This window comes from Vibrio sp. TRT 1302, assembly GCF_050113875.1.
Lineage (GTDB): Bacteria > Pseudomonadota > Gammaproteobacteria > Enterobacterales > Vibrionaceae > Vibrio.
In genome coordinates this window covers 1-26,576 of sequence record NZ_JBNJOF010000031.1, presented here as the reverse complement: position 1 = coordinate 26,576, position 26,576 = coordinate 1, and the positions used below count along the sequence as shown (strand labels likewise).

The following is a 26,576-nucleotide window of genomic DNA, read 5'->3' as shown; positions in this document are numbered from 1 at the left end:
GAGACTTGAACTCTCACACCTTGCGGCGCCAGAACCTAAATCTGGTGCGTCTACCAATTCCGCCATTTCCGCATCTTGTTCTGTAGTCATCCTGATAATTGGTAAAATCAAGATAACGTTGTAAATGGTGGCTACGACGGGATTCGAACCTGTGACCCCATCATTATGAGTGATGTGCTCTAACCAGCTGAGCTACGTAGCCACTCGTGAGCGAGACAATATAAACTCTCTAGCTCTTAGAGACAAGCCCTTTTTTAATTAGGCTTGGCACTACAAATAGTGGCAGGTCTACCTGGATTCGAACCAGGGAATGGCGGCATCAAAAGCCGCTGCCTTACCGCTTGGCGATAGACCTGCAGTGCTCTCAAAGAGAGACTTAAAGAATGGTGCGGAAAGAGAGACTTGAACTCTCACACCTTGCGGCGCCAGAACCTAAATCTGGTGCGTCTACCAATTCCGCCATTTCCGCATCTTTTCCTAAAAGCTTTTATTTAAAAACGCTTAGGAATGGTGGCTACGACGGGATTCGAACCTGTGACCCCATCATTATGAGTGATGTGCTCTAACCAGCTGAGCTACGTAGCCATGCCATGTTTCGTTCTTTTCGACTCGTTGCCTTATCGTCGGGAACGGCGCGCATTATGCGAAGTTGAGGCAAAGTCGTCAATAGTTTTTTTGAATAAATCCCTAGAAATCAACTGTTCGGTTTCTTTTTAAACAAAGAGGCGTGTTAATGATCGAAAACTGATAACAAAATGACATTAGATTGTGGGTTTTATTTATTTCTGCTGGTTACCGCAGTAAAAAAGCCAGCAATTGTGCTGGCTTTTAAAGTCAAAGACTTGGATAGAAATTAAACGTTGAAACGGAAGTGAACAACGTCGCCATCTTTAACGATGTATTCTTTACCTTCCAAACGCCATTTACCTGCGTCTTTCGCGCCACTTTCGCCATTGAACTGGATGAAGTCATCATAACCAACCACTTCGGCACGAATGAAACCTTTTTCAAAGTCAGTGTGGATCTTACCTGCAGCTTGAGGCGCTGTTGCACCTACAGGGATAGTCCAAGCACGAACTTCTTTAACACCCGCGGTGAAGTAAGTATGAAGAGTCAGTAGTTCGTAACCTGAACGGATCACGCGGTTAAGACCAGGTTCTTCAATGCCCATATCTGCAAGGAACTCTTCACGGTCTTCGTCTTCAAGCTCAGAAAGCTCAGACTCAATTGCCGCACACACAGCAACTACTGCGTTGTTCTCTTTTTCTGCGTACTCACGAACAGCATCTAGATACGGGTTGTTCTCAAAACCATCTTCATTCACGTTAGCGATGTACATGGTTGGTTTTAGAGTCAGGAAGTTTAGGTAACCAACAGCGGCTAGTTCTTCTTTTGACAATTCAACAGTACGTGCCATACCGCCTTCAGACAGTACAGGTAGTAGCTTTTCAAGAACGGTCAGTTCAAATTTAGCGTCTTTATCGCCGCCTTTTGCTTTCTTAGCATTACGTTGAATTGCGCGTTCACATGAATCTAAGTCTGCCATTGCAAGCTCTAAGTTGATCACTTCGATATCTTCGATTGGTGATACTTTGCCTGCAACGTGAACGATGTTTTCGTTTTCAAAACAGCGTACTACGTGGCCAATCGCGTCAGTTTCACGGATGTTAGCTAGGAATTTGTTTCCTAGACCTTCACCGCGAGAGGCACCCGCTACAAGGCCTGCGATATCAACAAATTCCATTGTTGTCGGCAGTACTCTTTGTGGGTTAACGATCTTTGCTAGTGCATCTAGACGTAGATCTGGCACAGGTACAACACCTGTGTTTGGCTCGATGGTACAGAACGGAAAGTTAGCCGCTTCGATGCCAGCTTTAGTGAGTGCGTTGAACAGTGTTGATTTACCAACGTTTGGTAGGCCAACGATGCCACATTTAAAACCCATGATAGTAACCTTATTCAGCTTTGAACGTGTGTAAACGGTTTTGTGCTTTTGAAAGGCCATCCTTAATCAGAATGTCCAGACAGCGAACAGATTCATCTGCCGCTGCATCAAGAAGCTCTTGTTCTTTTGCCGGTGCTTTGCCTAATACATAGCCGGCAACTTTGTCTTTATGTCCAGGATGACCAATGCCGATCCTTAGACGATAGAAATCTTTGCAGTTCCCAAGTCTGCTGATGGTATCGCGTAGGCCATTGTGACCACCGTGACCACCGCCTTTCTTAAATTTAGCGACGCCTGGAGGTAAATCCAATTCATCGTGTGCGACCATGATCTCTTCAGGTTTAATTTGGTAGAATTTCGCTACCGCAGCAATTGATTTACCTGAAAGGTTCATAAACGTCGTTGGGATGAGTAAGCGGAGATCCTGACCGTTAACCACAATACGCCCACTAAGACCAAAAAACTTAGCTTCATTTTTCAGCGTCACGTTATGGATACGTGCGAGCTCTTCTACTACCCACGCACCCGCATTGTGACGAGTTTTAGCGTATTCAGGCCCCGGATTGGCAAGGCCGACAAGAAGTTTGATAGGTTGACTCAAGGCTAGGATCTCTCTTGGAATCTCAAAAAGCGCAGTATCATAGCATACAAATCTGCCGACGGGCGAGATGAGGATAGAGCGGGAATAAAAAAACACCCCAGAGAGGGGTGCTTTTAAAACTGATTAATCGAAGGTTCGATTAGTTGAACATTGCTGAGATTGACTCTTCATTGCTGATGCGACGAATCGCTTCAGCTAGCATGCGAGAAAGGCTTAGTGTTGTTACCTTGCCAGTTGCTTCCATCTCTTTAGACATAGTAATAGAGTCAGTTACGATAACTTGGTCTAGTACTGAGTTGCCAATGTTGTGTGCAGCGTTACCAGAGAATACAGCATGCGTTGCGTAAGCGAATACGCGCTTAGCACCGCGCTCTTTAAGCGCTTCAGCTGCTTTACATAGTGTGCCACCTGTATCGATCATGTCGTCAACGATAACACAGTCACGACCTTCAACATCACCGATTAGGTTCATTACTTCTGATACGTTAGCGCGAGGGCGACGCTTATCAACGATAGCGATATCGATATCACCAAGCGCTTTAGCAGTTGCACGCGCACGAACAACACCACCTAGGTCTGGAGAAACCACAACTGGGTTTTCTAGGCCACGTGCTTGCATATCTTCAAGAAGAACTGGAGTACCGAAGATGTTGTCTACAGGTACATCGAAGAAGCCTTGAATTTGCTCTGCGTGAAGGTCGATAGTAAGAACGCGGTCAACACCAACGTTAGAAAGGAAATCTGCAACAACTTTAGCAGTGATTGGCACACGAGCAGAACGTACACGACGGTCTTGGCGAGCGTAACCAAAGTAAGGGATAACTGCTGTAATACGGCCCGCTGAAGCGCGGCGCATTGCATCAATCATCACTACAAGTTCCATTAGGTTGTCGTTAGTTGGTGCACAAGTCGATTGAATGATGAAAACATCACTACCACGAACGTTTTCGTTAATTTGAACAGCGACTTCGCCATCAGAAAAACGAGAAACAGTTGCATCACCAAGAGAGATGTATAGACGATCAGCAATACGTTGGGCTAGTTCAGGTGTAGCGTTACCAGCAAATAGCTTCATATCAGGCACGGTGGAAACCTCAGGGTTGCGTCCAGTTTTTAAATAGATTGTTTGTGGGCTAAGCGGTACTTAGCCAGCGTCTCGTGCAAAGGAGAAAGATTCTTGCCTTTAGCGATAAAAGTAGAGACGGTGTCTGGGAGTTTATCAAGAACAGCTTCTGCCTCATTTTTGCTCGAAAACTCGGCAAAAACGCATGATCCTGTCCCTGTAAGTCGCGACGGCGCGTATTGTAGCAGCCATGAAAGTTGCTTATCAACCTCTTGGTACAGCATTCGAACAATTTTTTCGCAATCGTTTCCGTAATCGCTGTCAAGAAGTGTTGCCAGCTCACGTTTTGGTGTGTTTCTTGTCAGCTGCGGATGAGTGAAAATGTCGACTGTCGCAATCGATACATTTGGCCTTACCACTAAGTACCATTTCTCTTCTGGCTCTGCCTTAGTCAGTAGTTCACCTACACCTTCTGCAAACGCGGCGAACCCGCGAGTAAAGACTGGCACATCAGCACCGAGCTTCAGTCCAATTTCAGCAAGTTCATCATCAGACAAGTTGGTTTGCCACAAAAAGTTCAGAGCCACTAACGTGCTGGCTGCGTTCGATGAACCACCACCGATACCACCGCCCATAGGCAGCACTTTGTTCAGCTCAATGTGAGCTCCATAGCGACAGCCTGACTTTAGTTGTAAGGCTGTTGCGGCTTTCCAGATCAAATTATCATGCAGAGGGACGCCCGGAATCTCTGGTGAGAGGGTGATTTCACCAGAGTCATTGGCGGTAATGGTTAGATCGTCACCATGGTCAAGAAACTGAAACAGGGTTTGCAGTTCATGGTAACCGTTGTCACGACGACCAGTGATATACAGAAATAGGTTAAGCTTTGCCGGAGAAGGCCAATGAGTGGTTTCCGTGATCATTCGCTGAGGTTCCAGTTGGAAATAAACAGATTAATAGAGATGTCGCCCTGTGTGAGTTTGATTTTTTTCGGCAGTGGTAACAACGTTCCCTGGTATTGGACATCCTGATACGTGAGATAGTCGAGTTGCCAAGTTTGCAGACCCACTTGTTTGGTTAGGCGGGCGAGAGTATTGGTCTCACTTAATTGATAATCGTCAGCTTGTGTGGGTCGACCCAGCATCCAGTCATTCAATTGTTCAACCGGGATATTCAAACCAGTCAGGCGTTGAATCAGTGCTTGAGATGTCGGAGCTGAATAGCGTTGGTCATCATAGGTCTCAACGGTAGCGCCTTGTGGAGAGGCTTTCAGGTTGAGAGCGGTTTGACCAAGAAAAGTGGTTAACCTCAATTGGGTCAAATCGGCGGAGTATGACCATTGATAATTGAGTGATTGTCTTTGTTCGGGAGAAATATAGCCCAGTTTGCCCGTAGATTGATAAGCATCGATCGATGCCAATCTTTGCTGATGAGTTTGCCACTCTACGTTCGTTGTGCTCTCTATGGTTGCACAGCCATTAAGCAAAATTAAGCCTGCAAGTAGAATAACAAGAGAGCGAAAATGTTTCGTCATTGCTGATTATTTATCCAGTTTTGCCCAAAGTTAGGCCTCACTATATCACTGAAATCACGAACTCAAGAAAACATATCCTTATTCCCCTTTCAATAAACGGGGGCATCAAGTAAAATTCCGACCTTATTTGTCCATATCTGAATCAGAGAATCCACGATACATGTCTTTGCTTGCTATAGGTATCAACCACAATACGGCCTCAGTCGAACTGCGTGAAAAAGTCGCTTTTGGTCCGGATAAGTTACCTGAAGCATTACAACAGCTTGGCCATAACCCTGCGGTGAATGGCAGTGTCATCATTTCTACCTGTAATCGCACCGAAATCTATTGCGATGTAAAAGGTGGTGGTAAAAGCAAGATTATCGATTGGTTGTCTCAATTCCATCAGGTTAGCCCTGAAGATCTAAAACCCAGTCTCTACATTCATGAAGAACAAGCCGCAATACGTCATTTAATGCGTGTTTCGTGCGGGTTGGATTCACTGGTGTTGGGTGAACCTCAGATATTGGGGCAAGTTAAACAAGCGTATTCAGATTCGCGTGACAACAAAGCTGTTGATTCGTCGATGGAAAAATTATTCCAGAAGGCTTTTTCGGTAGCGAAGCGCGTGAGAACTGAAACGGATATCGGTGGTAATGCCGTTTCCGTCGCGTATGCAGCTTGTACACTTGCGAAACATATTTTTGAATCGTTAGAAAAGTCGACAGTGTTGTTGGTTGGTGCGGGTGAGACCATCGAGTTGGTCGCTAAGCATCTTGCTGGCAATGGCTGTACTAAGATGATTGTTGCTAACCGAACCAAAGAACGCGCATTGCCGTTGGCTGAGCAGTTTGGGGCAGAAATTATTGGCTTGCCTGAGATTCCCGAACATCTATCACGAGCAGATATTGTGATCAGTTCTACCGCGAGTCCATTGCCTATCATAGGTAAAGGGATGGTAGAAAGCGCGTTAAAATCTCGCCGTTTCCAACCCATGCTTTTGGTTGATATTGCCGTTCCACGTGATATTGAGTCACAAGTGGGCGATTTGAATGACGCCTACCTGTACACAGTAGATGATTTGCAGTCTATTGTTGATAGTAATATTGAACAACGCAAGATTGAAGCGATTCAAGCGGAAGCGATCGTCAGTGAAGAAAGCGCCGCGTTTATGTCATGGATGCGCTCTCTTCAGGCAGTAGACAGTATTCGAGAATATCGTCAGACCGCCAATGAAATTCGCGAAGAGCTCTTGAGCAAAAGCCTACAGTCTCTTGCGGCTGGTGCTGATGCTGAGAAAGTCTTGCTTGAACTCAGCAACAAACTGACGAACAGATTAATTCATGCGCCTACTCGCGCCTTACAAAGTGCCGCAGAGAAGGGCGAGCCTGCACGGCTTGCTACCATTAGACAAAGTTTAGGTCTAGAGAACTCGTAATCATTACGAGTGTCAGACTTCATTAAACCCCCGAGTTAAAGAAAACTATGAAAGCCTCTATTTTAACTAAGTTAGAAACACTGGTTGAGCGTTACGAAGAAGTTCAACATCTTTTGGGCGATCCTGATGTGATCGGTAACCAAGATAAATTCCGTGCGTTGTCAAAAGAGTACTCTCAACTAGAGGAAGTCACTAAGTGTTTCCAAGCTTATCAGCAAGCTCAAGAAGATCTCGTTGCTGCTGAAGAGATGGCGAATGAAGACGACGAAGAGATGCGCGAAATGGCGCAGGAAGAGATTAAAGAAGCGAAAGGGGCGATTGAACGTCTGAGCGATGAGCTACAGATCCTTCTTCTTCCTAAAGATCCAAACGACGATCGTAACTGTTTCCTAGAAATTCGCGCGGGTGCGGGTGGTGATGAAGCAGGTATTTTCGCTGGTGACCTTTTCCGTATGTACAGCAAGTTTGCAGAGAAAAAAGGCTGGCGCGTTGAAGTTATGTCTTCAAACGAAGCGGAGCATGGCGGTTACAAAGAGATGATCGCTAGAGTGTCTGGTGATGGCGCATATGGCGTACTAAAGTTTGAATCGGGCGGTCACCGTGTTCAACGTGTTCCTGCAACAGAATCGCAAGGTCGTGTACATACTTCGGCATGTACCGTTGCCGTTATGGCTGAAGTTCCAGAAGCTGAAATTCCAGAAATTAAAGCGGCGGATCTGAAAATCGATACTTTCCGTGCATCGGGCGCGGGTGGTCAGCACGTTAACACCACAGACTCAGCAATCCGTATCACTCACTTACCAACAGGTACAGTGGTTGAGTGTCAGGACGAGCGTTCTCAGCACAAGAATAAAGCAAAAGCAATGGCTGTTCTGGCTGCACGTATTATTCAGGCTGAAGAAGCAAAACGTGCCGCAGAAGTCTCTGATACACGCCGTAACCTACTAGGTTCAGGTGATCGTAGTGACCGTATTCGTACCTACAACTACCCACAAGGTCGTGTTTCAGACCACCGTATCAACCTGACTATCTACCGTCTCAATGAAGTGATGGAAGGCGATCTTGCAAGTCTGATTGATCCTGTGATTCAGGAACACCAAGCAGACCAACTTGCTGCATTGGCTGAGAACAACTAATTCTATGTCGGCTGATAACAGTGTTGAACGCACACTAAAAAAGGCCGTACAGCAACTTCAAGAGAGTGGCAGTGATTCGCCCTCTCTTGATGCCGCGGTGCTTCTTTGCCACGCTCTCGACAAACCACGCTCCTTCCTACTTACATGGCCAGATAAAATCTTATCCTCGTCAGACCTGACGGCGTTTCAAATTTTGCTGGAACGTAGGCTTGCGGGTGAACCCGTCGCGTACATTGTGGGTGAACGTGAGTTTTGGTCATTGCCACTAAAGGTCTCGCCAAGTACTTTAATCCCAAGACCGGATACTGAACGACTGGTTGAAATTGCACTGGATAAAGCCTCGAATAATCAAGGTGATATCTTGGACTTAGGCACAGGAACCGGAGCGATAGCGCTTGCACTTGCCTCAGAACTGCCTAAGCGACAAGTGTGGGGCGTCGATTTAAAACCCGAGGCTCAGCAATTGGCTCAATCAAATGCTGATGCGCTCAACATATCTAACACGCGCTTTATGGCTGGTAGTTGGTTTGATCCGATTCCGGCTGGTACAGAGTTTGCTTTGATTGTGTCCAACCCACCTTATATAGAGAAAGAAGACCCACATCTAACTCAGGGAGATGTGCGTTTCGAACCACTTAGTGCGCTGGTGGCAGAAGAGAAAGGGTTGGCCGACATCAAGCACATCGCAGCTAAAGCGCGTGACTACCTAGCCGAACAAGGTTGGCTGATGTTTGAACATGGTTTCGAACAAGGCGAGGCTGTACGGGAATTACTAATATCACTTGGCTACGACCAAGTGGCTACCTACAAGGACTATGGTGACAACGATCGAGTAACAATCGGTCAGTTCTCATCAGTGAAGTAAGAGAGATTATCAATGTACGAAGGTTTAAAGCATTTCCACCTGTTAACGATTGTTATTAGTGCGACGCTTCTGTCGGTTCGATTTGCGATGATGATGGCGAATTCAAACCTGTTAGAGAAGAAGTTCTTTAAGGTATTTCCGCATATCAACGACACCTGTTTGCTGCTATCAGGTATCGGCCTGATTATGATCACGGGCTTTATCCCGTTTACACCTGAATCTGCTTGGCTGACAGAAAAAATCACTTGTGTGCTAGCCTACATCGCACTGGGCTTTTTTGCTCTAAAACTCGGTAAAAACAAGCTACTAAGAACATTTTCATTCTTCGGTGCTTTAGGTTGGTTAGCGATGGCTGGCAAAGTCGCGGTAACTAAAACACCTCTGTTCTTTGGTTAATGGTTATTTAGGTTGATAAAGTTATGACAACCGATATGTTTGAATTGTTTGATGAAGACTTTGATGCGATGGAGCTGGTTGAAGGCGCATTAGTACTCAATGAAGCCATCAACCCTCAGACTGATGTTCAGTGGTCGAAAGCAGAGCTCAATCGTTTGGTGCAAGAAGCCGAAATTGCACTTGTCCATGAATTTGATGACAAGCAGCGTTTTGATGCCTTGTTGCGACTCTTCTACTATCAATGGGAGTTTCGCGGCGATAGAGAGAGCTATTTTCATTCAGACAATGGCTTTATCGATAAAGTACTGCAAAGTCGTAAAGGGATTCCAGTTAGCCTAGGGGCGATTCTGCTCTACCTTGCGAGAAAGCTGGGTTTTCCTTTAGTCGGGGTCACTTTCCCGACTCAGTTCCTACTCAAACTAGAGTGGTACAACGAAAAGCCGCTATACGTTAATCCGTTTAACGGCGAGTATGTTTCTGAACACACCTTGGGTGCTTGGCTGATTGGTCACAAAGGACCATTGGCGAAGCTAGAGGCAAAACATTTAAAAGAGACTGACAACCCAACGATTATTGGTCGCTGGTTAGCCTTGCTGAAAAGTGCCCTGTTGCGCGAAGAGCGCTATACTCTGGCATTGAAGTGTACCGATCTAGCGCTGACATTCGCGCCCGATGACCCTTATGAGATTCGCGATCGTGGCTTTATATATCAGCAACTTGACTGCCATCAAATCGCATTGAATGACTATCAGTATTTTATCGACCAGTGCCCAGATGATCCGGGGGCTGAATTATTGAAGAATCAAGTTCACGCCATGAGTGAAACTCAGGTGACCTTACATTAAGTCCAACGTTTAGCCGTTGGCAGATATCGAAATAGAGAGAATAAAATGGAACAGAAAATTGTTCACGTAGGTGACATTCCAGTAGCAAACGACAAGCCGTTTACGCTGTTTGCAGGCATGAACGTTCTTGAGTCACGTGATCTAGCGATGCAGATTTGTGAACACTACGTAAAGGTAACTGAGAAATTAGGCATTCCATACGTATTCAAAGCATCATTCGATAAAGCAAACCGCAGTTCGGTACACTCATACCGTGGTCCTGGTCTTGAAGAAGGGATGAAAATCTTCCAAGAGTTGAAAGATACCTTTGGCGTTAAGATCATTACTGATGTTCATACTGAAGCGCAAGCTCAGCCTGTTGCGGATGTGGTTGACGTTATCCAGTTGCCAGCATTTCTTGCACGTCAGACAGACCTAGTTGAAGCGATGGCGAAAACAGGCGCGGTGATCAACGTTAAGAAACCACAATTTATGAGCCCAGGTCAGGTAGGCAACATCGTTGAAAAGTTTGCAGAGTGTGGCAACAACAATGTCATTCTATGTGAGCGCGGCTCTTGCCACGGTTACGACAACCTTGTGGTTGATATGCTAGGTTTCGGAGTGATGAAACAGGCATCAAATGGTAGCCCAATCATCTTTGATGTGACTCACTCATTGCAGATGCGTGACCCTTCTGGCGCGGCATCAGGCGGTCGTCGTGAACAAACGGTTGAACTGGCTAAAGCAGGTCTTGCGACGGGTATTGCAGGTCTGTTTATCGAAGCACACCCGAATCCAGAAAAAGCGCGTTGTGACGGTCCATCGGCATTACCACTCGACAAGCTAGAACCTTTCCTTGCTCAGATGAAAGCATTGGATGACCTAATCAAAGGTTTTGAGCACATCGATATTAAATAAGTCGGGTGACGTTTTTGTAAAGGCTGGTTGTTGAACCAGCCTTTTTTTATCTCCAAAACATAGGATTATTGATAATGTTTTCACTATGTGTTGAGTAAACGCTAACCGTCACACCATTGTAAGCACGGGGCTTATCTCACAGACAAACGATTGCTTGTGATCATTTGATAAATCAAATGCAACTTTGATGATTTGTTACACATTCGATAGCGGATTATGGTGATCTATCCTACATAAATATGAAATCAGGCTGTCAGGTAAGTGTGGTTAATTTAAACTAGTTCAAGTTTTACTGCTCTTTCAGCACTTTAATCTTCAAGTCTGTCTATTCATAAAGAGCAGTAATAAAAAGCAGTGGAAACCCAAAAAGTTCAAAAGGTATGACAATGAAGCAAGGCCTGATCGTAAAAAGCGCAATTAGCGCAGCAATTCTGGCAACTCTAGCTGGTTGTGCAACAGCACCACAACACGAGTGGGAAGCAGATAAAACGTATAAGCTGACAGTTCTTCACACGAATGACCACCACGGTCGTTTCTGGCAGAACAAATATGGTGAGTACGGCATGGCTGCTCGTAAGACTCTTATTGACGAACTTCGCGCTGAAATCGCAGCTGAAGGCGGTAGCTCGCTACTTCTATCTGGCGGTGATATCAACACGGGTGTGCCAGAGTCTGATCTACAAGATGCGGAACCTGATTTCAAAGGTATGAGCAAAATTGGTTACGATGCTATGGCACTAGGTAACCACGAGTTCGATAACCCACTAGACGTGCTATTCAAGCAGAAAGAGTGGGCGAACTTCCCAATGCTTTCAGCGAACATCTACGACAAAAAGACTGGCGAACGTATGTTCCAGGCTTACCAGATGTTCAACAAGCAAGGCATCAAGATTGCTGTTATTGGTCTAACTACTGAAGACACTGCAAAAATTGGTAACCCAGAATTTATTGGTGGCATCGATTTCCGCGATCCAAAAGAAGAAGCGAAGAAGCTGATCGCTGAACTTGAGAAAACTGAGAAACCAGATCTGATCTTCGCGGTTACTCACATGGGTCACTATGAAGATGGCAAACGTGGCGTAAACGCACCGGGTGACGTTGCGCTAGCTCGCTACCTAGACGAAGGTTCTCTAGACATGATCGTTGGTGGTCACTCTCAAGAGCCAGTATGTATGGAAGCGCCAAACGTTGTGAAGAAAAACTTCAAACCTTCTGACGAATGTAAGCCAGACATGCAAAACGGTACTTACATTGTGCAGGCTCACGAGTGGGGTAAATACGTAGGTCGTGCTGATTACGAATTCCGTAACGGTGAGCTTCAAATGGTGAGCTACGATCTAATCCCAGTTAACCTGAAGAAGAAAGTTGAGATTGACGGTAAGAAAGAACGCGTCTTTATCGAAGATGAAATCGCTCAAGATCAAGCACTTCTTGATTTCCTACGTCCATACCAAGAGCAAGGCCAAGCTCAGCTAAACGTTAAGATCGCTGAGACTAACGGTAAGCTTGAAGGTGACCGTAACGTAGTTCGCTTCCAGCAAACTAACCTAGGTCGTCTAATTGCAACTGCTCACATGGAGCGTGCTAAAGCTGACTTCGCTGTAATGAACTCTGGTGGTGTTCGTGACTCAATCGAAGCAGGCGACGTGACTTACAAAGATGTACTAACTGTACAGCCATTTGCTAACATCCTGACTTACACAGATATGTCTGGTCAAGAAGTGCTGGACTACCTAAACGTAGTGGCAACTAAACCTGTTGATTCTGGTGCTTACGCTCAGTTCGCTGGTATCTCTATGACAGTGGCAAACGGTGAAGTTTCTAACGTATTCATCGGTGGTAAACAGCTTCGTCTAGACGAAACTTACCGCTTCACAGTACCAAGCTACAACGCAGCTGGTGGTGATGGTTACCCTAAAGTGAGTGATCACCCAGGTTACGTAAACACAGGTTTCGTTGACGCTGAAGTACTAAAAGAGTACCTACAAGCAAACAGCCCTGTAGACGTAAACAAATACGCACCATCAGGTGAGATCGTTTACAAGTAAGTTGACGACAACGGATTATTATCTTTAATCTAAAGCGCCACTCTTCGGAGTGGCGCTTTTTGTTTCTATACCAGAACAGGAGGGAGTATGACTCCTGCAATCAATCTCGCGAAAAAGAAAAAGGTGGCTCACACCATTCATCAATATGAACATGACCCTAGAGCTGATAGCTACGGTCTAGAGGCGGCGGAAGTGCTAGGCCAGGACCCAGCCAAAGTCTTTAAGACACTACTATTTAGCCTCAACGGTGAAGCTAAGAATTTGGCTGTAGCGATTATCCCTGTCGATCAAAAGCTGAATCTAAAGTTGGCAGCCAAAGCGGCCAAAGCGAAAAAAGCAGATATGGCCGATCCCGACATTGCGCAGAAAACGACTGGCTACGTGGTGGGGGGGATCAGTCCGCTGGGGCAAAAGAAAGCTCTACCGACATTTATTCATGTCAGTGCTGAAGAGCAAGAGACCATGTGTGTCAGTGCTGGTAAGCGCGGCTTGGAAATAGAGTTGGCTCCCCGTGATTTGGCGATGCTGACTCGTGCTCAGTTTGTTGAGTTGTGTATCTAGTAAGTTCGTCGTGCCGCGAAGGTGTGTCGTTGTGACTGAAAAATTGCCGGCAGCTCTTGTACTGACTGGATAAAATAATCGTCCATCCAAATAAAAGGGTTGGCGCAAAACGCCAACCCTCTCCATTTCTTTAATTCTCGACTCTCGAGTCTATTTCACTTCTTCTTCCATCTGGGCGTTATCCACAACATGGTTTTCGCCAAGATCTTTTGGTAGCAATAGGTTAAGAAGAATCGCAACGATACCACATAGGCTCACACCCTGAAGGCTAAACTCGCCAACACCGAAAGCCATACCGCCAATACCAAACACTAAAGTGATGGCGACGATGACTAGGTTGCGTGATTTATGTAGGTCAACATTGTTTTTGATGAGCGTATTCAAGCCAACAGTAGCAATTGAACCAAACAGCAGAATCATGATGCCGCCCATTACTGGCATAGGGATAGTTTGTAGCACGGCTCCCAACTTACCAACCAATGCCAAAACGATCGCTGCAATTGCAGCCCAAGTCATGATCACTGGGTTGAATGCTTTAGTCAGCATGACTGCGCCAGTGACTTCTGAGTAAGTTGTATTTGGTGGAGCGCCAACCATAGAGGCGGCAATCGTCGCAATACCGTCACCAGTAATTGTACGGTGTAGGCCAGGTTTCTTAACGTAGTTTTTACCAGTCACATTTGAGATTGCTAGCATATCGCCCACGTGCTCTACCGCAGGCGCAATGGCAACAGGAATCATAAACAGGATAGCGTTAATGTTGAACTCAGGGAAAGTGAAGTTAGGTAGTGCGAACCAAGCTGCCTGATGAACAGGAGTAAAGTCAACAATACCGTAGCCCAGACTCAAACAGTAACCAACAACGATACCGCCTAAGATAGGAGTTAGCTTTAAAAAGCCTTTAGCAAAAACACTTAGCGCGATAGTTGTAAGTAGTGAAGCCACAGAGATAACCAGTGAAGCGTTCGCATCAATCACTTGAGCCCCGTCCACTTTACCTAGTGCCATATTCACTGCCACAGGCGCTAGACCAAGGCCAATAACCATGATCACAGGACCGACAACAACGGGTGGCAAAAGCTTATGGATGATTTCAACACCACGAACTTTAATCAAAGCACCCATCGCCACATACACACAGCCCGCAGCCATTAGGCCGCCCATAGTTGCTGGAACGCCCCATGCTTGAACACCGTAAAGAATAGGTGCAATAAAGGCAAAAGAAGAGGCTAAGAAAATAGGAACGCTACGGCGAGTAATCATTTGGAAAAGTAGGGTACCGACACCTGCACCGAACAGTGCGACACTTGGATCTAAGCCCGTCAGTAGTGGTACGAGAACCAGAGCACCAAACGCGACGAAGAGCATTTGAACGCCTTGAATGGCATTTTTCATGTTGTCATTCCTTTAAGTAGCGAAGCGACGAGTAACGTAAATCACTCGACAAAAATAAAATTCGCGGGATTTTATCATTATGCCAAACGTTTGCAATCTGAACTCGATCAAATATTTTGCGAATTACTCATAGATGGCCACTATGTATTCAAACGAGAAAGTCGAGTTTGACGACGATATCCTAGACCTTTAGTTGCTCCGACCCCGATAGTTGCTTATCATCGACCTTTAACGTGTAAAAAACTGATGTTAGGAAGTGTATGCGCCAATTAGCTTTGCTCGTTTTGGGAATGATGGCTTCACCAGCGATGGCTCTGACCAATGTTGACCTATACCGTACTGAAGTTGTTCTAGACCAAACGGTTGAGAATGCCGATGCTCAAGCTCGTGCAGAAGGTATGAAAGAGGTGATTGTAAAAGCCTCGGGTGATCGTGAAGCGATTTCCAATCCTGTCGTTCAAAAAGCACTACAGCAAAGTGCCCAATATCTAGCCCAACTGAGCTATGGCCAGGCGAATGGTGAACAAACACTGCGTATGGGCTTTAGTGCTCCGCATATTCGTTCTTTACTAAGTCAGGCTCAGTTACCGATTTGGCCAGCAGCGCGTGCGAACTTATTAGTGTGGTTGGTTGAAGAAGGACCAGCAGATAGAAACATTATTTGGGAACACTCTAACTCTACAGTGCTTACTCAAATGCAGGCTCAAGCCGAGAAACGAGGCTTACCGCTAACGGTGCCTGTCGGTGATTTTGACGATATCACAGGTGTTGCTGTCTCAGATCTGTGGGGTGGATTTATCCAACCAGTCGGTCAAGCCAGTCAGCGCTACCCAGTCGATGCCGTTTTGGTGGTTCGGGCTCAAGGCAACAGTGTTCGTTGGACCTTATACGATCAAAAACCTGCAAGCATTGGCGTGACGCGCCAAGCTCCGTTGTCCGGATCAAATAACGGCTCGGATGCGGCTGACAAAATGATCAACCAAATCAGTGATTACTACGCGAAGAAGAGTGCCGTAGTGGTTGCAAGTGAGTCATCACAAGCAATTAAAGTACGTTTTACAGAGCTAAATGATGCGGTTGGCTTTTTCACACTAGAGAACCAGCTCAAGAAGCTTAGTTCAGTGGCGTCGATTGATATCTTGAAAATTCAAGGCAACCAAGTGACCTTCAATGTTCATCTGCTTTCGACAGAGCAAGAGTTTGAACAGGAAGTCCGCCGTATTGGTGATCTCGTTCAACGTGAAAGCGTGACGGATATGCCGCAAGTATTGACACCACAAGCACCTCAAGTGGATAGCGAATTCGGGGCAGATTCAGCGACTCAAAGTACCGACTCTGTCGCTCAAACTGAATCCGCTGCATTGACTGAGACTCAAGTGACCCCAGAGCCAGAAGTGATTGCGACAGAGATGATTCTAGTCTTTGAATGGCAGGGTAAGCCTTATCAGTACGTTGCGCCTGTCCCAGAGACCGAGCCAGAGCTTGATGCTGAAGGGGATAAAACGGTCAACGACGGCAGTGAATCAACCGCTGTTATTCAATAGCAAAAAGAAAGGGTCTGATTATTCAGACCCTTTTTTTACTTCTATTTATCTGCCTCAAATCGGGCTTTTTCTTCTTTTTCGACTTTAGATAAGCGCTTCAATTTCATCCCTAGCTCTTTGCCTCTCGTACGGGCATAAAGAATGTTGCCAAAGAATGCAATGGTAGTCAGAAGTAACTCTACCACTGCCAGCCAACGTTCCCCATCATCGATATAGAGGATTGTAAAACCGTGCAGGAAGTAGAGCATGAGTACAAAGTTAGCCCAAGCGTGCGTGTATGGCTTACCGGCCAAAATGCCAGGAAGGGGAAGCAAAAGTGGGATTGCCCACGCTATCGCCAATGTTGTACTGCCAATATGAGGATGAGGTGACAAAGAGAGCTGCCACAGTGCGATCCATGCCAACAGTGCGAGATTGCCAAACAAGGCCAACAGACGATACAGCTTTGTTGTTGGTTGCATCTCTTGCATATTTAGTGGTCCTTCATTTTTAAAGCGGTTTGCGCGAGGCGCTTGCCAAGTTGTTGAGAGAGTTCTATTTCATCGTCACTGAGTGCCGAGTTAGAAGTGCTCACCGACGTAGCTCCATAGGGAGTGCCACCTGACTGTGTAGAATGAAGCTTAGGCTCAGAATAGGGAATGCCTAAGATCATCATGCCGTGGTGAAGCAAAGGCAGCATCATGCTTTGCAGCGTTGCCTCCTGACCACCATGCATGCTGGAGGAGGAAGTAAATACGCAAGCGGGTTTATCGATGAGATCCCCAGATACCCACAAAGGCGTGGTCTTATCCCAAAAGTGTTTCAGCGGAGCCGCCATATTGCCAAACCAAACCGGACTTCCCATCGCCAAACCGTCGCACTGTTTAAGCTCATTCAGGGTGATGGTGGGATCGGCGGGATCAGAGTGAGAAGGTTCCAGCTCATCCACGGTTCTTATTACCGCTTCACACTGTGGGATGGATTCCACCCCACGTGCTATTTGTCGCGCGATCGCTCGTGTTGAGCCGTGGCGACTGTAATAGAGAATAACGATTTGGCAGCTCATAGAATATCGAGAACTTGCTCCGGTGGGCGGCCATGTTTCGCTTTGCCATTCGCAACCACAATTGGGCGCTCAATCAGTTTTGGATTTTCGGTCATCGCTTTGAATAAGGTCTCATCGTCTGCTGACGTGAGATCAAGCTCTTTATAGAGGTCTTCTTTGGTGCGCATCATGTCACGGACGTCTGTGAGTTCAAGCTGAGACATCAGTGTTTTTAGTTGGTCAACACTTGGTGGTGTTTCTAGGTAAGTGACAATCTCTGGCTGAATACCACGCTCTTCCAACAAAGCAAGAGTCTGACGGCTTTTTGAGCAACGAGGGTTGTGATAAATCACGACTGACATAGAGTAATCTCCATTTAATTATTGTAGTGCTAAGAAACGGTCACGCTGAACCATTAGCTGGTCGATTCGAGCATCGTATCTTGCTTGTTTTAAACTGCCAAGCTCTGCGAGTTGACTAGCTTGTGTGTAGTATTGGATAGCTTTGTTCCAGTTCGCTTTCAAAGCGAGAATCTCTGCGCGCGCAGCGAGATCTTCATCGCTGAATCCTAAGCGGATGCTTGCTTCAGATAACAGGTGCCAACCATTCACATCATTTGGATTGTCATGGGTATAGCGTTGCAGAACTTTTACCGCTTCAGCATTTTTGTCTTGTTTAATCAGTGCATTTGCGTAGTTAATCGAAATCACCGCATTGTTGGGAGCAGCTTGCAACGCTTTCGACAGCATGGCTTCTGCTTTGTCGGCTTTGCCCTGAGCAATATAGAGATCTGACATCGCATCAAGGTAGAAGCGATTGTTCGGTTGCTGTTCAAACAGCTTATGAAGGATCGTACTCGCTTGATCCAGCTCCTTGTTATCAAGGTGCACTAACGCTTTGCCGTACTGAAAAGCGACCTGAACGCTTGGAGCGGCCTTTTTTTCTACTCGATTAAACCAATCTTGTGCAGCCTTCGCATCGATACCTGCGTAGCGGGCAACAATCCGCGCACGAGCGAGATGGTAGTCCAATGATGGGTCGACTCTTGTGGCGGGATAATTTTGGGCACGAGCTCGGGTATCGGTAATACGATCTTCTGGTAGTGGGTGAGTGAGTAGCATCGGCGGTGGTTTACTCGCGTAACGATACTCTTCTGCTAGACGCCCAAAGAAGCGTGGCATGGCGTTGACATCAAAGCCTGCTTTAGAAAGGGTATTGATACCAAATCGGTCAGCTTCTTTTTCGTTGCTACGGGTATAGTTTATTTGGCCTTGAATGCTACCAGCGGTTGTAGCGGTTATCGCAGCAATCCCTGCTTCTGGTGCTGCAATAGCCAGTAACAGTGAACCGGCAAGCGCGGCCATTGTTGCAGGAGAGCGTCTTGCTTGCTCCTCCATGCTTCGTGCTAAGTGTCGCTGAGTAACGTGCGCAATCTCGTGAGCAACTACCGAGGCAAGTTCACTTTCGCTCTGAGCATGAAGAAATAACCCAGAGTGTAGCGCGACGTAACCACCAAAAAACGCGAAGGCGTTGATGTTACGATCACGAATCATAAAAAAGGTAAACGGGGTTTTCACGTCAGAGGCATTGGCGACCAAGCGATGCCCCAAACTGTCGATGTACTCGTTGAGCACGGGGTCATTAACGATCGGTTTACTGTTGCGTAGCATACGCATATAAGCGTCACCATACTGCATTTCTTGGGCAATGGTGAGCGTGCTGCTTGCGGTAGTGCCGATATCCGGAAGATCAAGGTTGTTGGCCAGCGCAGGAGCAGGAGCGATTAAAGCGGCTGCAACAGACAAGCAGACCAATGAGCGCATACGTTTAAACATATATTAAAGATGATACCCCGTTGATTTATAAATCACTAAGTTGCTTATTTTAGCAAGTTGACTATACGCTTGGACACTCGAAAAGTAAGATGGTTTCTCGGTCACGTCAGAGAACAGTGTTAAGGTTCCTACTTCGTCGTTGGGCCGCTGTGAGCTGACCATTACTATTTGCACTGACGGTTGGAAAAAAACACTATACAATATCTAACCGTAATATTAAGCATCGGGCGAGAGAATGGAACCTAATATTTTGGATTTACGCCAAGAGCGGTGCCCCATGGCGCTTTTACTTGCGAAGCGTCACACTAAAGGGCTGAATCCTGGTGACAATGTTCAAATTCTCATCAGTGATAGCAGTTCAATGAATGATATTACCCGTTTTCTTAAAAAACATTTGTTCCAATTGAATTGTGAACAAATGAATGGTTATTACTCTATGCAAGTGACTAAGGAATTGTATTGAATGTTTGAAATGGTGAGTCGTTGGTATAAACGACGTTTTTCTGATCCACATGCAGTGAGTCTTGTAGCTATTCTTCTATTTGGCTTCATTACCATTTATTTCTTTGGCAACCTTATTGCGCCTTTACTTGTTGCGATTGTCTTGGCTTACTTACTTGAGTGGCCTGTGGTGCAAATGTCGCGTTTAGGTATTCCGCGGACACTCGCGGTGATCTTGGTAATTTTGGGTTTTACCAGCTTAATGCTCGTCGCGATTTTTGGTCTGGTTCCAACTATCTGGCAGCAGGTAGGCAACTTAATTAACGACATTCCGACTATGTATGTCGGATTGCAAGGCTTCATTGCCGAAATCCCACAACGATACCCAGAGCTGGATAGCTTCCAGATTGTAGAGTCACTGGTTACCAACGCAAAGAATCAAGTGATCGGTATGGGTGAAAGCGTCGTTAAAGGCTCTTTGGCTTCTCTCGTCAGTCTTGCGACCTTAGGGGTTTATCTCATCCTAGTGCCACTGTTGGTTTTCTTCTTACTTAAAGATAAAGAGGAAATGATCGAGATGGCGAGTGGTGTTTTACCGCGTAATCGTCGCTTGGCGACCAAAGTGTGGCACGAGATGAATGAGCAGATCTCAAACTACATTCGCGGTAAGGTAATGGAAATCCTAATCGTCGGCAGTGTCAGCTATATCACTTTTGCACTACTGGATCTGCGTTATTCAGTATTGCTGGCTGTGGCTGTCGGCTTCTCGGTACTTATTCCTTATATTGGCGCTGCCGCAGTGACTGTGCCTGTCGCGATAGTCGGCCTTTTCCAATGGGGATTAACACCTCAGTTCTACTGGTTACTTGTGGCATACGGCATTATTCAGGCACTAGATGGCAACGTACTAGTCCCTGTGCTTTTCTCTGAAGCTGTCAACCTGCATCCTGTCGCGATTATCGTCGCGGTTTTAGTCTTTGGTGGACTATGGGGATTCTGGGGTGTCTTTTTTGCCATTCCGCTGGCAACTCTGGTGAAAGCGGTATGGAATGCATTGCCAAGCCACGATGAAGAAATACCCGTATAAATAAAGATTTAGTGAAATCGGTTACATAAAAAGCCCCGAAGAAAATGTTCTCGGGGCTTTTTATTTGTGCAGTTGTTGGCATTTTCGTCTGTTGTGGAATTTACTTAGTAGAGAAAATGTAGGAAATTTCTTAAGTAAACGTTAAGTCGGGCGATAACTATAATTACAACAATAACTATAAGTTTGCTATCAAATTGAGGGAACCTATGAGATTTAGCCAAAAAATCGTTGCTGCTTCGTCTGCACTGCTATTGGTCACCGTTACACTGCTGTCTATTCAACAATTACGCACTGTTAAAAATGAAGTTGAAGATCTGGTTGATACTAGCCTGACCGAAATGGTTAAAGGTGTCAGTAATACGGTGGTATCAGAAATGGAGAGTAAGAAGTCTCTTGCTCAATCCACCACCGAAGTGATCGAGCTTGATCCACAGAATCGCCAGATGGTGAAAGAGATTCTAGAAAAGCCAAATCTAAAAAGAAGTTTCCTTGCGGTAGGCTTCGGTTATGAAGCGGATGGCTTTGTCGTTGAGAATGACGATGGTTGGGAAGCTGGCCCTGACTATGACCCGCGTGTTCGTCCTTGGTTTAAGGATGCGAAAGCGCAAGGTCGTTTAGTGGTTACTGACCCTTACGTTGACGTCTCTTCCAAGAAAGTGATCATCTCTATTGGTACGCCAGTGAAAGAGAATGGTCAGTTTATGGCGGGTATGTTCTACGATATGGAGCTTGGTGGATTGGCCGACCTTGTAAACAGCATCAACCTTCTTGATGCGGGTTATCTGTTTATTGTCACAGCCGATGGCACCACAATTGCTCACCCTGAGGCGGCAAATAACGGCGAGAATCTAACCAAGTATTTACCACAAGCGAAAGTACAAGAGGGTACTCAGAGATTCGAACAGGACGGTGTCCAATTGATGGTTCGCTTCCAGAAAGTACCTTCAGAAAACTGGTATATCGGTGCGGTTGTGGATGAAGAGATCGCCTTTGCAGCCATTTCAGACATGCGTAACAGCTCGATTATCTATGTGGTTATCGGTGTGATCTTGAGTGTGGTTGTATTGAGCTTCCTGATCAAAGTACTGATGCGTCCATTAGCAACACTTAACGAAGCGATTAAGGATGTAGCGTCGGGACAAGGGGATCTGACTAAACGTCTAGATACCAACACGGATAAGGAATTTGCTGAACTGGCGGGAGGGTTCAACACCTTTACCGAAACCCTGCAAAAGCAGATTCAGCAATCTAAAGCGATTGGTGCTGAGATCTTGCGCGGCACCGAAATGACAGTACAAGGCTCTCAACAGTCGGCGGCGGCAATGCAAAGTCAGCTTCATGAACTCGAGCAACTGGCTACCGCGATGCATGAGATGGCGGTGACGGCAACGGAAGTCGCAAACAACGCTCAAGGAGCGGCAGGCGCAGCCAAAGAAGCCGATGATGCAACCCAAGATGGTTCATCTGTTGTGAGTGCAACGACCGCATCGATTGATATGCTGTCTGCTCGTATCGACCAAGCTGTCGAAGAGGTACAGGGATTAGAGTCTGCGACTGCGAATATCGAAACCATCCTAAAGGTTATCAACGATATTGCTGACCAAACTAACTTACTTGCTTTGAACGCAGCAATCGAAGCGGCGCGTGCTGGTGAATCGGGTCGTGGTTTCGCCGTGGTGGCGGATGAAGTCCGTACTCTTGCCCAGCGTACTCAGGAATCAACCACTGAAATACGCAGCATGATTGAACAGCTTCAAGCTGGTGCTAGTTCGGTATCGGCGGCAATGAATGAGAGTAAAAACACTGCGATTGATGCCGTAGACAAAGCGCAAGCTGCCAACGGTGCATTGGAACGTATCCGTGAGGCCATTCAGCGTATCTCTGATATGAACATGCAGATAGCGTCTGCAGCGGAAGAACAGAGCCTTGTAGCGGAAGAGATCAACACCAATACGGTTAAGATTAAAGATCTGTCTACTCAGGTTGCCGACGCGGCCGAAGAAGCCAATATGGCGATGCAGGTTCAGACTGAGAATGTACGTGAACAAGATGCGATTCTGAACAAGTTTATCGTTTAGAGTTGAGCAGTAACAAAAACGCCAGCGAATTCGCTGGCGTTTTTATTTGGATTTCGATTACTTATTTTCGTTTAAGTAATTTAAAACCACTTCATGGTGGTCTTTCGTTTTGAACTTATTGAAAACCTGTTCAATCACACCTTCTTCATTGATCAAGAAGCTAATACGGTGCAGGCCATCGTAAACCTTGCCCATAAATTTCTTCTCGCCCCAAACACCAAACTGTTCCGCGACCGCGTGGTCTTCATCTGACAGCAGAGTGAAGTTAAGTTCATCACGTTCAATAAACTTACCTAAACGCTTAACAGGGTCAATACTCACGCCTAGCACAACCACGTTGTGAGCGTCGAGATCGGCTTTAACATCACGCAGACCTTGCGCCTGTACTGTACACCCAGGAGTCATCGCTTTTGGGTAGAAGTAGAAAAGAATTTTTTTGCCTTTGAAGTCGTTAAGTGTGACTGTTTCGCCATTTTGATCGAGTAAAGAAAAAGCGGGTGCTGGAGCGCCTGCTGAAAGCGTGTTCATGACAATTCCTTATTGACTATTTTTTATGAAATTAAGTGAGCCTTGTACCTCTAGGTCGCGGCAAAGCGTGTCGAACTCTTCTTGCAATTGCATCAGGTTACATTCGGACCCAACGGTAGCCGTGATGGCAATGTGGAATTGATCTGACGCCGCATCGATTTTGGCTTTATCTATGGTCTGAGCGCTGAGTGACGATAAACCGATCTCTTTTTGAGCAAAAAAGTGAGTAAATTTTTCCGTCAGTCCAGGCTTATCAGCCGATTCTACAAACACCTCAAGCGTGTAGGCGTTTTCTAGATAAGCGTGAGTAGATGTACGTTTCATTATCGTGATCAGATCATGTTCTTGACCAAGCAGGGGAAGGGTCGTTTCTACCCGAGTGATGGCAGCATTGTTGCCTGAAAGTAACATAATGAGAGTAAATTCATTGCCGAATAGGGCGATACGACTGTCAACAATATTGCATCCAGACTGAGTGACCAGGTGTACAACTTGGTTGCAGATACCCGGGCGATCTGTTCCTACCGCAGTAATCACCAGATGTTGAGTCATAGGTTCACTTTTATTAAAGTTGTTTTTATTAATGAGATAGCTTAGCACAGAAGCGATTGAGAAAAATGCGCCAGACAACGCTTTTTGTTACCGAATTGAGTCTGTTTTAATCCGATCCACTCCGAGCACTGAATTCTTCACTTAGTACTGACACGGCGGAAAATAGAAGGAGTATGTTGCCAGAGTTCTAACATCCAATAAATATTCATTCATTTAGGTGATTTAAGCGCATCTAAGTGCTTGTCTTTATCAATCGCCTTACAGTACCATGCGATAAGTATCTAAATTAGGGAGAAAGACATGTTTTCAGGAAGTATTGTAGCGTTAATTACACCGTTTAATCATGATGGCGAAGTAGATTACGTGAGCCTGAAGAAGCTGGTGGAGTACCATATTGCAGCGGGCAGCGATGGCATCGTAGCAGTCGGTACGACCGGTGAATCGGCAACGCTGACTATTGAAGAGCATGTCAAGGTCGTGATGAAGTCGGTCGAATTTGCTGACGGACGTATCCCTATTATTGCTGGAACGGGTGCAAATGCTACGCACGAGTCTGTTACGTTCAGCCGTCTACTAAACAACTCAGGGATTGCAGGTTGTTTAAGTGTTACGCCTTACTACAACAAACCAACGCAAGAAGGTTTGTACCAGCACTACAAAGCCATCGCAGAAGAGAGCGATGTACCACAAATTTTGTACAACGTACCAGGCCGTACTGCGGTAGACTTACTACCAGAAACAGTGGCGCGTTTGTCTGAAATCGAAAATATTGTTGCACTTAAAGATGCGACAGGCGATTTAAGCAGAATTGCAATTCACCGTGAACTTTGTGGCGAAGATTTTATCTTACTAAGTGGTGACGACCTAACAGGTTTGGAATTCGTTAAACAGGGCGGCAATGGTGTTATCTCGGTAACCAATAACATTGCAGCCGCAGACATGGCGAAAATGTTCAAACTGGCTCGTGAAGGTAAGTACGAAGAAGCGGAAATTATTAACCAACGCTTGATGCCTTTACATAAAAACCTGTTTATCGAGTCGAACCCAATTCCAGTCAAGTGGGCTGCGCATAAACTAGGCCTGATTGAACATGGTAGTTTGCGTCTGCCACTGACAGAGCTATCTGAAAGTGCTCGCCCTATAGTGGCTCAAGCAATGACGGAAGCTTGCATTTACTAAATTTGAATATGGATGGCCGGAGCACTGCTCCGGCTTACAGGTATCAGGAGTTTCAATGAAATTGTCTCACCAGCTAGTCGTCAGTTCACTAGCTGTTTTTGTTTTAAGTGCATGTTCAGGCAGTGCGACACAACGTCGTCAGGCTAAGGATGACTTTGAATACTTAAATACGGCACCGATGCAAGAGTGGAAGTTGGCTGAAGGGGCAACTCCGCAGTTTTACACTAACTATCAAATTCCCCAGGGGGAGTTTTCTGGTGGCGTGGGTAAAGAGGTTGATATTCGTCCTCCTCAGCAAGTATTAGAATTGATTCCGGGTGCGAGAGCTGAACGTAAGCGCGGTGAAACGACACTTTGGCTACTCCGTGAAGATGAAGTTGAGAAAGTTTGGCAAACCGCAGAGAAGATGCTGCAAGAGCGAAACATAGCGATTCGCGAACAGACTTCAACACGTATAGAGACGGAGTGGGTAAGCTGGATGTCTGAAGACGAGGACGTTGAGCTTGGCGCACGTTACCAAATTGAACGCGTCGTTGCTGATGGCCGTCATGGTTTCCGTATTTCTCTAATTGATTGGCGTGAAGCAGGTAAAGAGTTGCCTGTTACTGCTACTAACAAAGAACGTTACAACGCGCTGATGACTAACTTAGTGACGGCTCGTTATGACCTAGACTTACGTGAAGAAGCAGCACGTAAAGCAGAACAGTTAGTGAAGCAGATCCCGATCACAATGGGGTCAGACCGCAGTGGCTTCCCTGTTATTATTGCTCGAACTCAATACAACGTACTGTGGAACCGTTTACCGACTCTTCTGCCAACTATGGGCTTTACTCTAGAAGAGCGTAATCAATCTCAAGGTACGGTTAAAGCGAAGTATGCGGCACCTGATGATGAGTTCTGGAACGATATTGGTGTCAAACCAATTGGTCTAAACTCAGGGACTTACACCTTCCTATTTGGTGATCTTGGTAACCGTACTTCAATTAACGTGACAGATTCATCTGGTAAGCCAGTCGAAGCAAAACTGCTTGAAGATATGGTGCCAGTGCTGGCAGCGGTTGTTGAAAAACAAGCGAAGTAGATTGCTGACAATAAAAAGCTGACTTAAAGCCGAATGCTTATAAGTTAAGAAGCTGCTGACATCTTTTTGAAGGCCCAGTCATATAGTGACTGGGCCTTCTTTTTACCGCTTTTGGATAGCTTCTATCTCGCCTTTCTGGCAATTGACACATTGAATGGAGCGTTCACCCGATCATATGAGTCTGAGCTTAGCGGTATTAATCTATAAGACGGACTTCATTTTTATATCTAGAATAGACTTTACGCTGATGCCTCAATAAGAGGGCATGTCCCTTAATCTCAATCTGCCATTGAGCAGGCTAACCGTGCAGCGTATTTATTATTCTTTGATAAGATATTGATACAAAACGATTAAATTACGACAAGTGTGATATTTATTCAATTGATTTTATATCCGAACTATAGATGCAATAGAACAAGCTAGGTAACCTTTGAACCACGCATAAACGATTCAATAGGGCATGCTGTGGGGTATAAGACCGTTGAACTTATCCATTTGATGGCGCACGAATTTCAGCAAGTTGA

The 26,576-nt window shown here is 45.8% G+C and carries 26 protein-coding genes and 4 tRNA genes; 14 read left to right on the top strand and 16 right to left on the bottom strand.

Annotation, left to right across the window (positions count from 1 at the left end; translation table 11 throughout):
• Positions 1-125: 125 nt before the first annotated feature.
• From ACQEXP_RS20350 to lolB, 9 genes are all read right to left on the bottom strand, one after another.
• Positions 126-202, bottom strand: a tRNA-Met gene (locus ACQEXP_RS20350).
• Positions 203-280: 78 nt separating this feature from the next.
• Positions 281-355: transfer RNA gene (locus ACQEXP_RS20345), tRNA-Gln, on the bottom strand.
• Positions 356-384: 29 nt separating this feature from the next.
• Positions 385-469: transfer RNA gene (locus ACQEXP_RS20340), tRNA-Leu, on the bottom strand.
• A 39-nt stretch (positions 470-508) separates the two neighbouring features.
• Positions 509-585, bottom strand: a tRNA-Met gene (locus ACQEXP_RS20335).
• A gap of 268 nt (positions 586-853) precedes the next feature.
• Positions 854-1,945 carry a redox-regulated ATPase YchF gene (gene ychF / locus ACQEXP_RS20330; RefSeq protein ID WP_269376226.1) on the bottom strand — a complete coding sequence of 364 codons (1,092 nt, stop codon included), beginning with the start codon at positions 1,943-1,945 and terminating at the stop codon, positions 854-856.
• Between the two features lie 10 nt (positions 1,946-1,955).
• Positions 1,956-2,546 carry an aminoacyl-tRNA hydrolase gene (pth, locus tag ACQEXP_RS20325; RefSeq protein ID WP_269376225.1) on the bottom strand — a complete coding sequence of 197 codons (591 nt, stop codon included), beginning with the start codon at positions 2,544-2,546 and terminating at the stop codon, positions 1,956-1,958.
• A gap of 139 nt (positions 2,547-2,685) precedes the next feature.
• A complete protein-coding gene (locus ACQEXP_RS20320; RefSeq protein ID WP_138973101.1) occupies positions 2,686-3,630 on the bottom strand; it encodes a ribose-phosphate pyrophosphokinase in 945 nt (314 codons plus the stop codon).
• A gap of 29 nt (positions 3,631-3,659) precedes the next feature.
• The gene (gene ispE, locus ACQEXP_RS20315) at positions 3,660-4,532 is read right to left on the bottom strand and encodes a 4-(cytidine 5'-diphospho)-2-C-methyl-D-erythritol kinase (protein WP_426971377.1); all 873 of its coding nucleotides are present in this window, start codon (positions 4,530-4,532) and stop codon (positions 3,660-3,662) included.
• Positions 4,529-5,143 (bottom strand): lipoprotein insertase outer membrane protein LolB, encoded by a 615-nt coding sequence (gene lolB, locus ACQEXP_RS20310; RefSeq protein WP_269376223.1) that lies wholly within the window; start codon positions 5,141-5,143, stop codon positions 4,529-4,531. The genes ispE and lolB overlap by 4 nt, the downstream gene beginning before the upstream one ends.
• Positions 5,144-5,303: 160 nt before the next feature.
• Here lolB and hemA point away from each other — a divergent pair, with 160 nt between their 5' ends.
• The 8 genes from hemA (at position 5,304) to ybaK (ending at position 13,308) form a co-directional block, all read left to right on the top strand.
• Positions 5,304-6,560: a glutamyl-tRNA reductase gene (gene hemA / locus ACQEXP_RS20305; RefSeq protein WP_426971376.1), complete on the top strand. Its 1,257-nt coding sequence runs from the start codon at positions 5,304-5,306 to the stop codon at positions 6,558-6,560.
• Positions 6,561-6,607: 47 nt separating this feature from the next.
• Entirely contained in the window at positions 6,608-7,696 is a 1,089-nt protein-coding gene (gene prfA, locus ACQEXP_RS20300) for a peptide chain release factor 1 (protein ID WP_426971375.1), read from the top strand.
• A gap of 4 nt (positions 7,697-7,700) precedes the next feature.
• A complete protein-coding gene (prmC, locus tag ACQEXP_RS20295) occupies positions 7,701-8,561 on the top strand; it encodes a peptide chain release factor N(5)-glutamine methyltransferase (RefSeq protein WP_426971374.1) in 861 nt (286 codons plus the stop codon).
• 12 nt (positions 8,562-8,573) lie between these two features.
• Entirely contained in the window at positions 8,574-8,957 is a 384-nt protein-coding gene (locus tag ACQEXP_RS20290) for a SirB2 family protein (protein WP_269376219.1), read from the top strand.
• Between the two features lie 35 nt (positions 8,958-8,992).
• Positions 8,993-9,802: a SirB1 family protein gene (locus tag ACQEXP_RS20285; protein ID WP_269376242.1), complete on the top strand. Its 810-nt coding sequence runs from the start codon at positions 8,993-8,995 to the stop codon at positions 9,800-9,802.
• Between the two features lie 45 nt (positions 9,803-9,847).
• Positions 9,848-10,699, top strand: coding sequence for a 3-deoxy-8-phosphooctulonate synthase (gene kdsA / locus ACQEXP_RS20280; RefSeq protein ID WP_269376217.1), 852 nt, complete (start codon positions 9,848-9,850; stop codon positions 10,697-10,699).
• A gap of 386 nt (positions 10,700-11,085) precedes the next feature.
• A complete protein-coding gene (ushA, locus tag ACQEXP_RS20275; protein WP_269376216.1) occupies positions 11,086-12,747 on the top strand; it encodes a bifunctional UDP-sugar hydrolase/5'-nucleotidase UshA in 1,662 nt (553 codons plus the stop codon).
• Positions 12,748-12,834: 87 nt separating this feature from the next.
• Complete coding sequence (gene ybaK / locus ACQEXP_RS20270; protein ID WP_269376215.1) at positions 12,835-13,308, top strand: Cys-tRNA(Pro) deacylase; 474 nt, start codon at positions 12,835-12,837, stop codon at positions 13,306-13,308.
• A 150-nt stretch (positions 13,309-13,458) separates the two neighbouring features.
• Here ybaK and ACQEXP_RS20265 read toward each other — a convergent pair whose 3' ends face one another.
• Positions 13,459-14,703, bottom strand: coding sequence for a uracil-xanthine permease family protein (locus ACQEXP_RS20265; protein ID WP_269376214.1), 1,245 nt, complete (start codon positions 14,701-14,703; stop codon positions 13,459-13,461).
• A 260-nt stretch (positions 14,704-14,963) separates the two neighbouring features.
• Between ACQEXP_RS20265 and ACQEXP_RS20260 the strand changes: the two genes are divergently transcribed.
• Complete coding sequence (locus tag ACQEXP_RS20260) at positions 14,964-16,247, top strand: DUF2066 domain-containing protein (protein WP_426971373.1); 1,284 nt, start codon at positions 14,964-14,966, stop codon at positions 16,245-16,247.
• 41 nt (positions 16,248-16,288) lie between these two features.
• Here ACQEXP_RS20260 and ACQEXP_RS20255 read toward each other — a convergent pair whose 3' ends face one another.
• Genes ACQEXP_RS20255 through ACQEXP_RS20240 form a run of 4 tightly spaced genes read right to left on the bottom strand, consistent with a single transcriptional unit; the run spans position 16,289 to position 19,106 of the window.
• A complete protein-coding gene (locus ACQEXP_RS20255; protein ID WP_269376212.1) occupies positions 16,289-16,717 on the bottom strand; it encodes a DUF2069 domain-containing protein in 429 nt (142 codons plus the stop codon).
• 2 nt (positions 16,718-16,719) lie between these two features.
• Positions 16,720-17,292, bottom strand: coding sequence for an NAD(P)H:quinone oxidoreductase (gene wrbA / locus ACQEXP_RS20250; protein ID WP_269376211.1), 573 nt, complete (start codon positions 17,290-17,292; stop codon positions 16,720-16,722).
• On the bottom strand, positions 17,289-17,633 hold the full coding sequence (gene arsC, locus ACQEXP_RS20245; RefSeq protein WP_426971372.1) for an arsenate reductase (glutaredoxin): 345 nt from the start codon (positions 17,631-17,633) through the stop codon (positions 17,289-17,291). Before arsC ends, wrbA begins: the two co-directional genes overlap by 4 nt.
• An 18-nt stretch (positions 17,634-17,651) precedes the next feature.
• Positions 17,652-19,106 (bottom strand): M48 family metalloprotease, encoded by a 1,455-nt coding sequence (locus ACQEXP_RS20240; RefSeq protein WP_426971371.1) that lies wholly within the window; start codon positions 19,104-19,106, stop codon positions 17,652-17,654.
• A gap of 235 nt (positions 19,107-19,341) precedes the next feature.
• Between ACQEXP_RS20240 and ACQEXP_RS20235 the strand changes: the two genes are divergently transcribed.
• The 3 genes from ACQEXP_RS20235 to ACQEXP_RS20225 all read left to right on the top strand — a co-directional run bounded on the left by ACQEXP_RS20235 (position 19,342) and on the right by ACQEXP_RS20225 (position 22,712).
• Positions 19,342-19,569, top strand: a complete 228-nt coding sequence (locus ACQEXP_RS20235; protein ID WP_138973084.1) for a sulfurtransferase TusA family protein — start codon at positions 19,342-19,344, stop codon at positions 19,567-19,569.
• A complete protein-coding gene (locus ACQEXP_RS20230; protein ID WP_269376208.1) occupies positions 19,570-20,634 on the top strand; it encodes an AI-2E family transporter in 1,065 nt (354 codons plus the stop codon).
• A gap of 206 nt (positions 20,635-20,840) precedes the next feature.
• Entirely contained in the window at positions 20,841-22,712 is a 1,872-nt protein-coding gene (locus ACQEXP_RS20225; RefSeq protein WP_426971370.1) for a methyl-accepting chemotaxis protein, read from the top strand.
• 57 nt (positions 22,713-22,769) lie between these two features.
• Here the strand turns inward: ACQEXP_RS20225 and bcp are convergent, their stop codons facing one another.
• Both bcp and ACQEXP_RS20215 read right to left on the bottom strand, forming a co-directional pair.
• Positions 22,770-23,240 (bottom strand): thioredoxin-dependent thiol peroxidase, encoded by a 471-nt coding sequence (gene bcp, locus ACQEXP_RS20220; RefSeq protein WP_269376206.1) that lies wholly within the window; start codon positions 23,238-23,240, stop codon positions 22,770-22,772.
• Between the two features lie 9 nt (positions 23,241-23,249).
• Positions 23,250-23,792: a glycine cleavage system protein R gene (locus tag ACQEXP_RS20215; protein WP_426971369.1), complete on the bottom strand. Its 543-nt coding sequence runs from the start codon at positions 23,790-23,792 to the stop codon at positions 23,250-23,252.
• A gap of 300 nt (positions 23,793-24,092) precedes the next feature.
• On the opposite strand from ACQEXP_RS20215, the gene dapA reads away from it, so the two are divergent.
• Together dapA and bamC are read left to right on the top strand one after the other, a co-directional pair.
• On the top strand, positions 24,093-24,971 hold the full coding sequence (gene dapA / locus ACQEXP_RS20210; protein WP_269376205.1) for a 4-hydroxy-tetrahydrodipicolinate synthase: 879 nt from the start codon (positions 24,093-24,095) through the stop codon (positions 24,969-24,971).
• A gap of 55 nt (positions 24,972-25,026) precedes the next feature.
• Positions 25,027-26,052, top strand: a complete 1,026-nt coding sequence (gene bamC / locus ACQEXP_RS20205; protein WP_426971368.1) for an outer membrane protein assembly factor BamC — start codon at positions 25,027-25,029, stop codon at positions 26,050-26,052.
• The last annotated feature ends 524 nt before the right edge of the window (positions 26,053-26,576 follow it).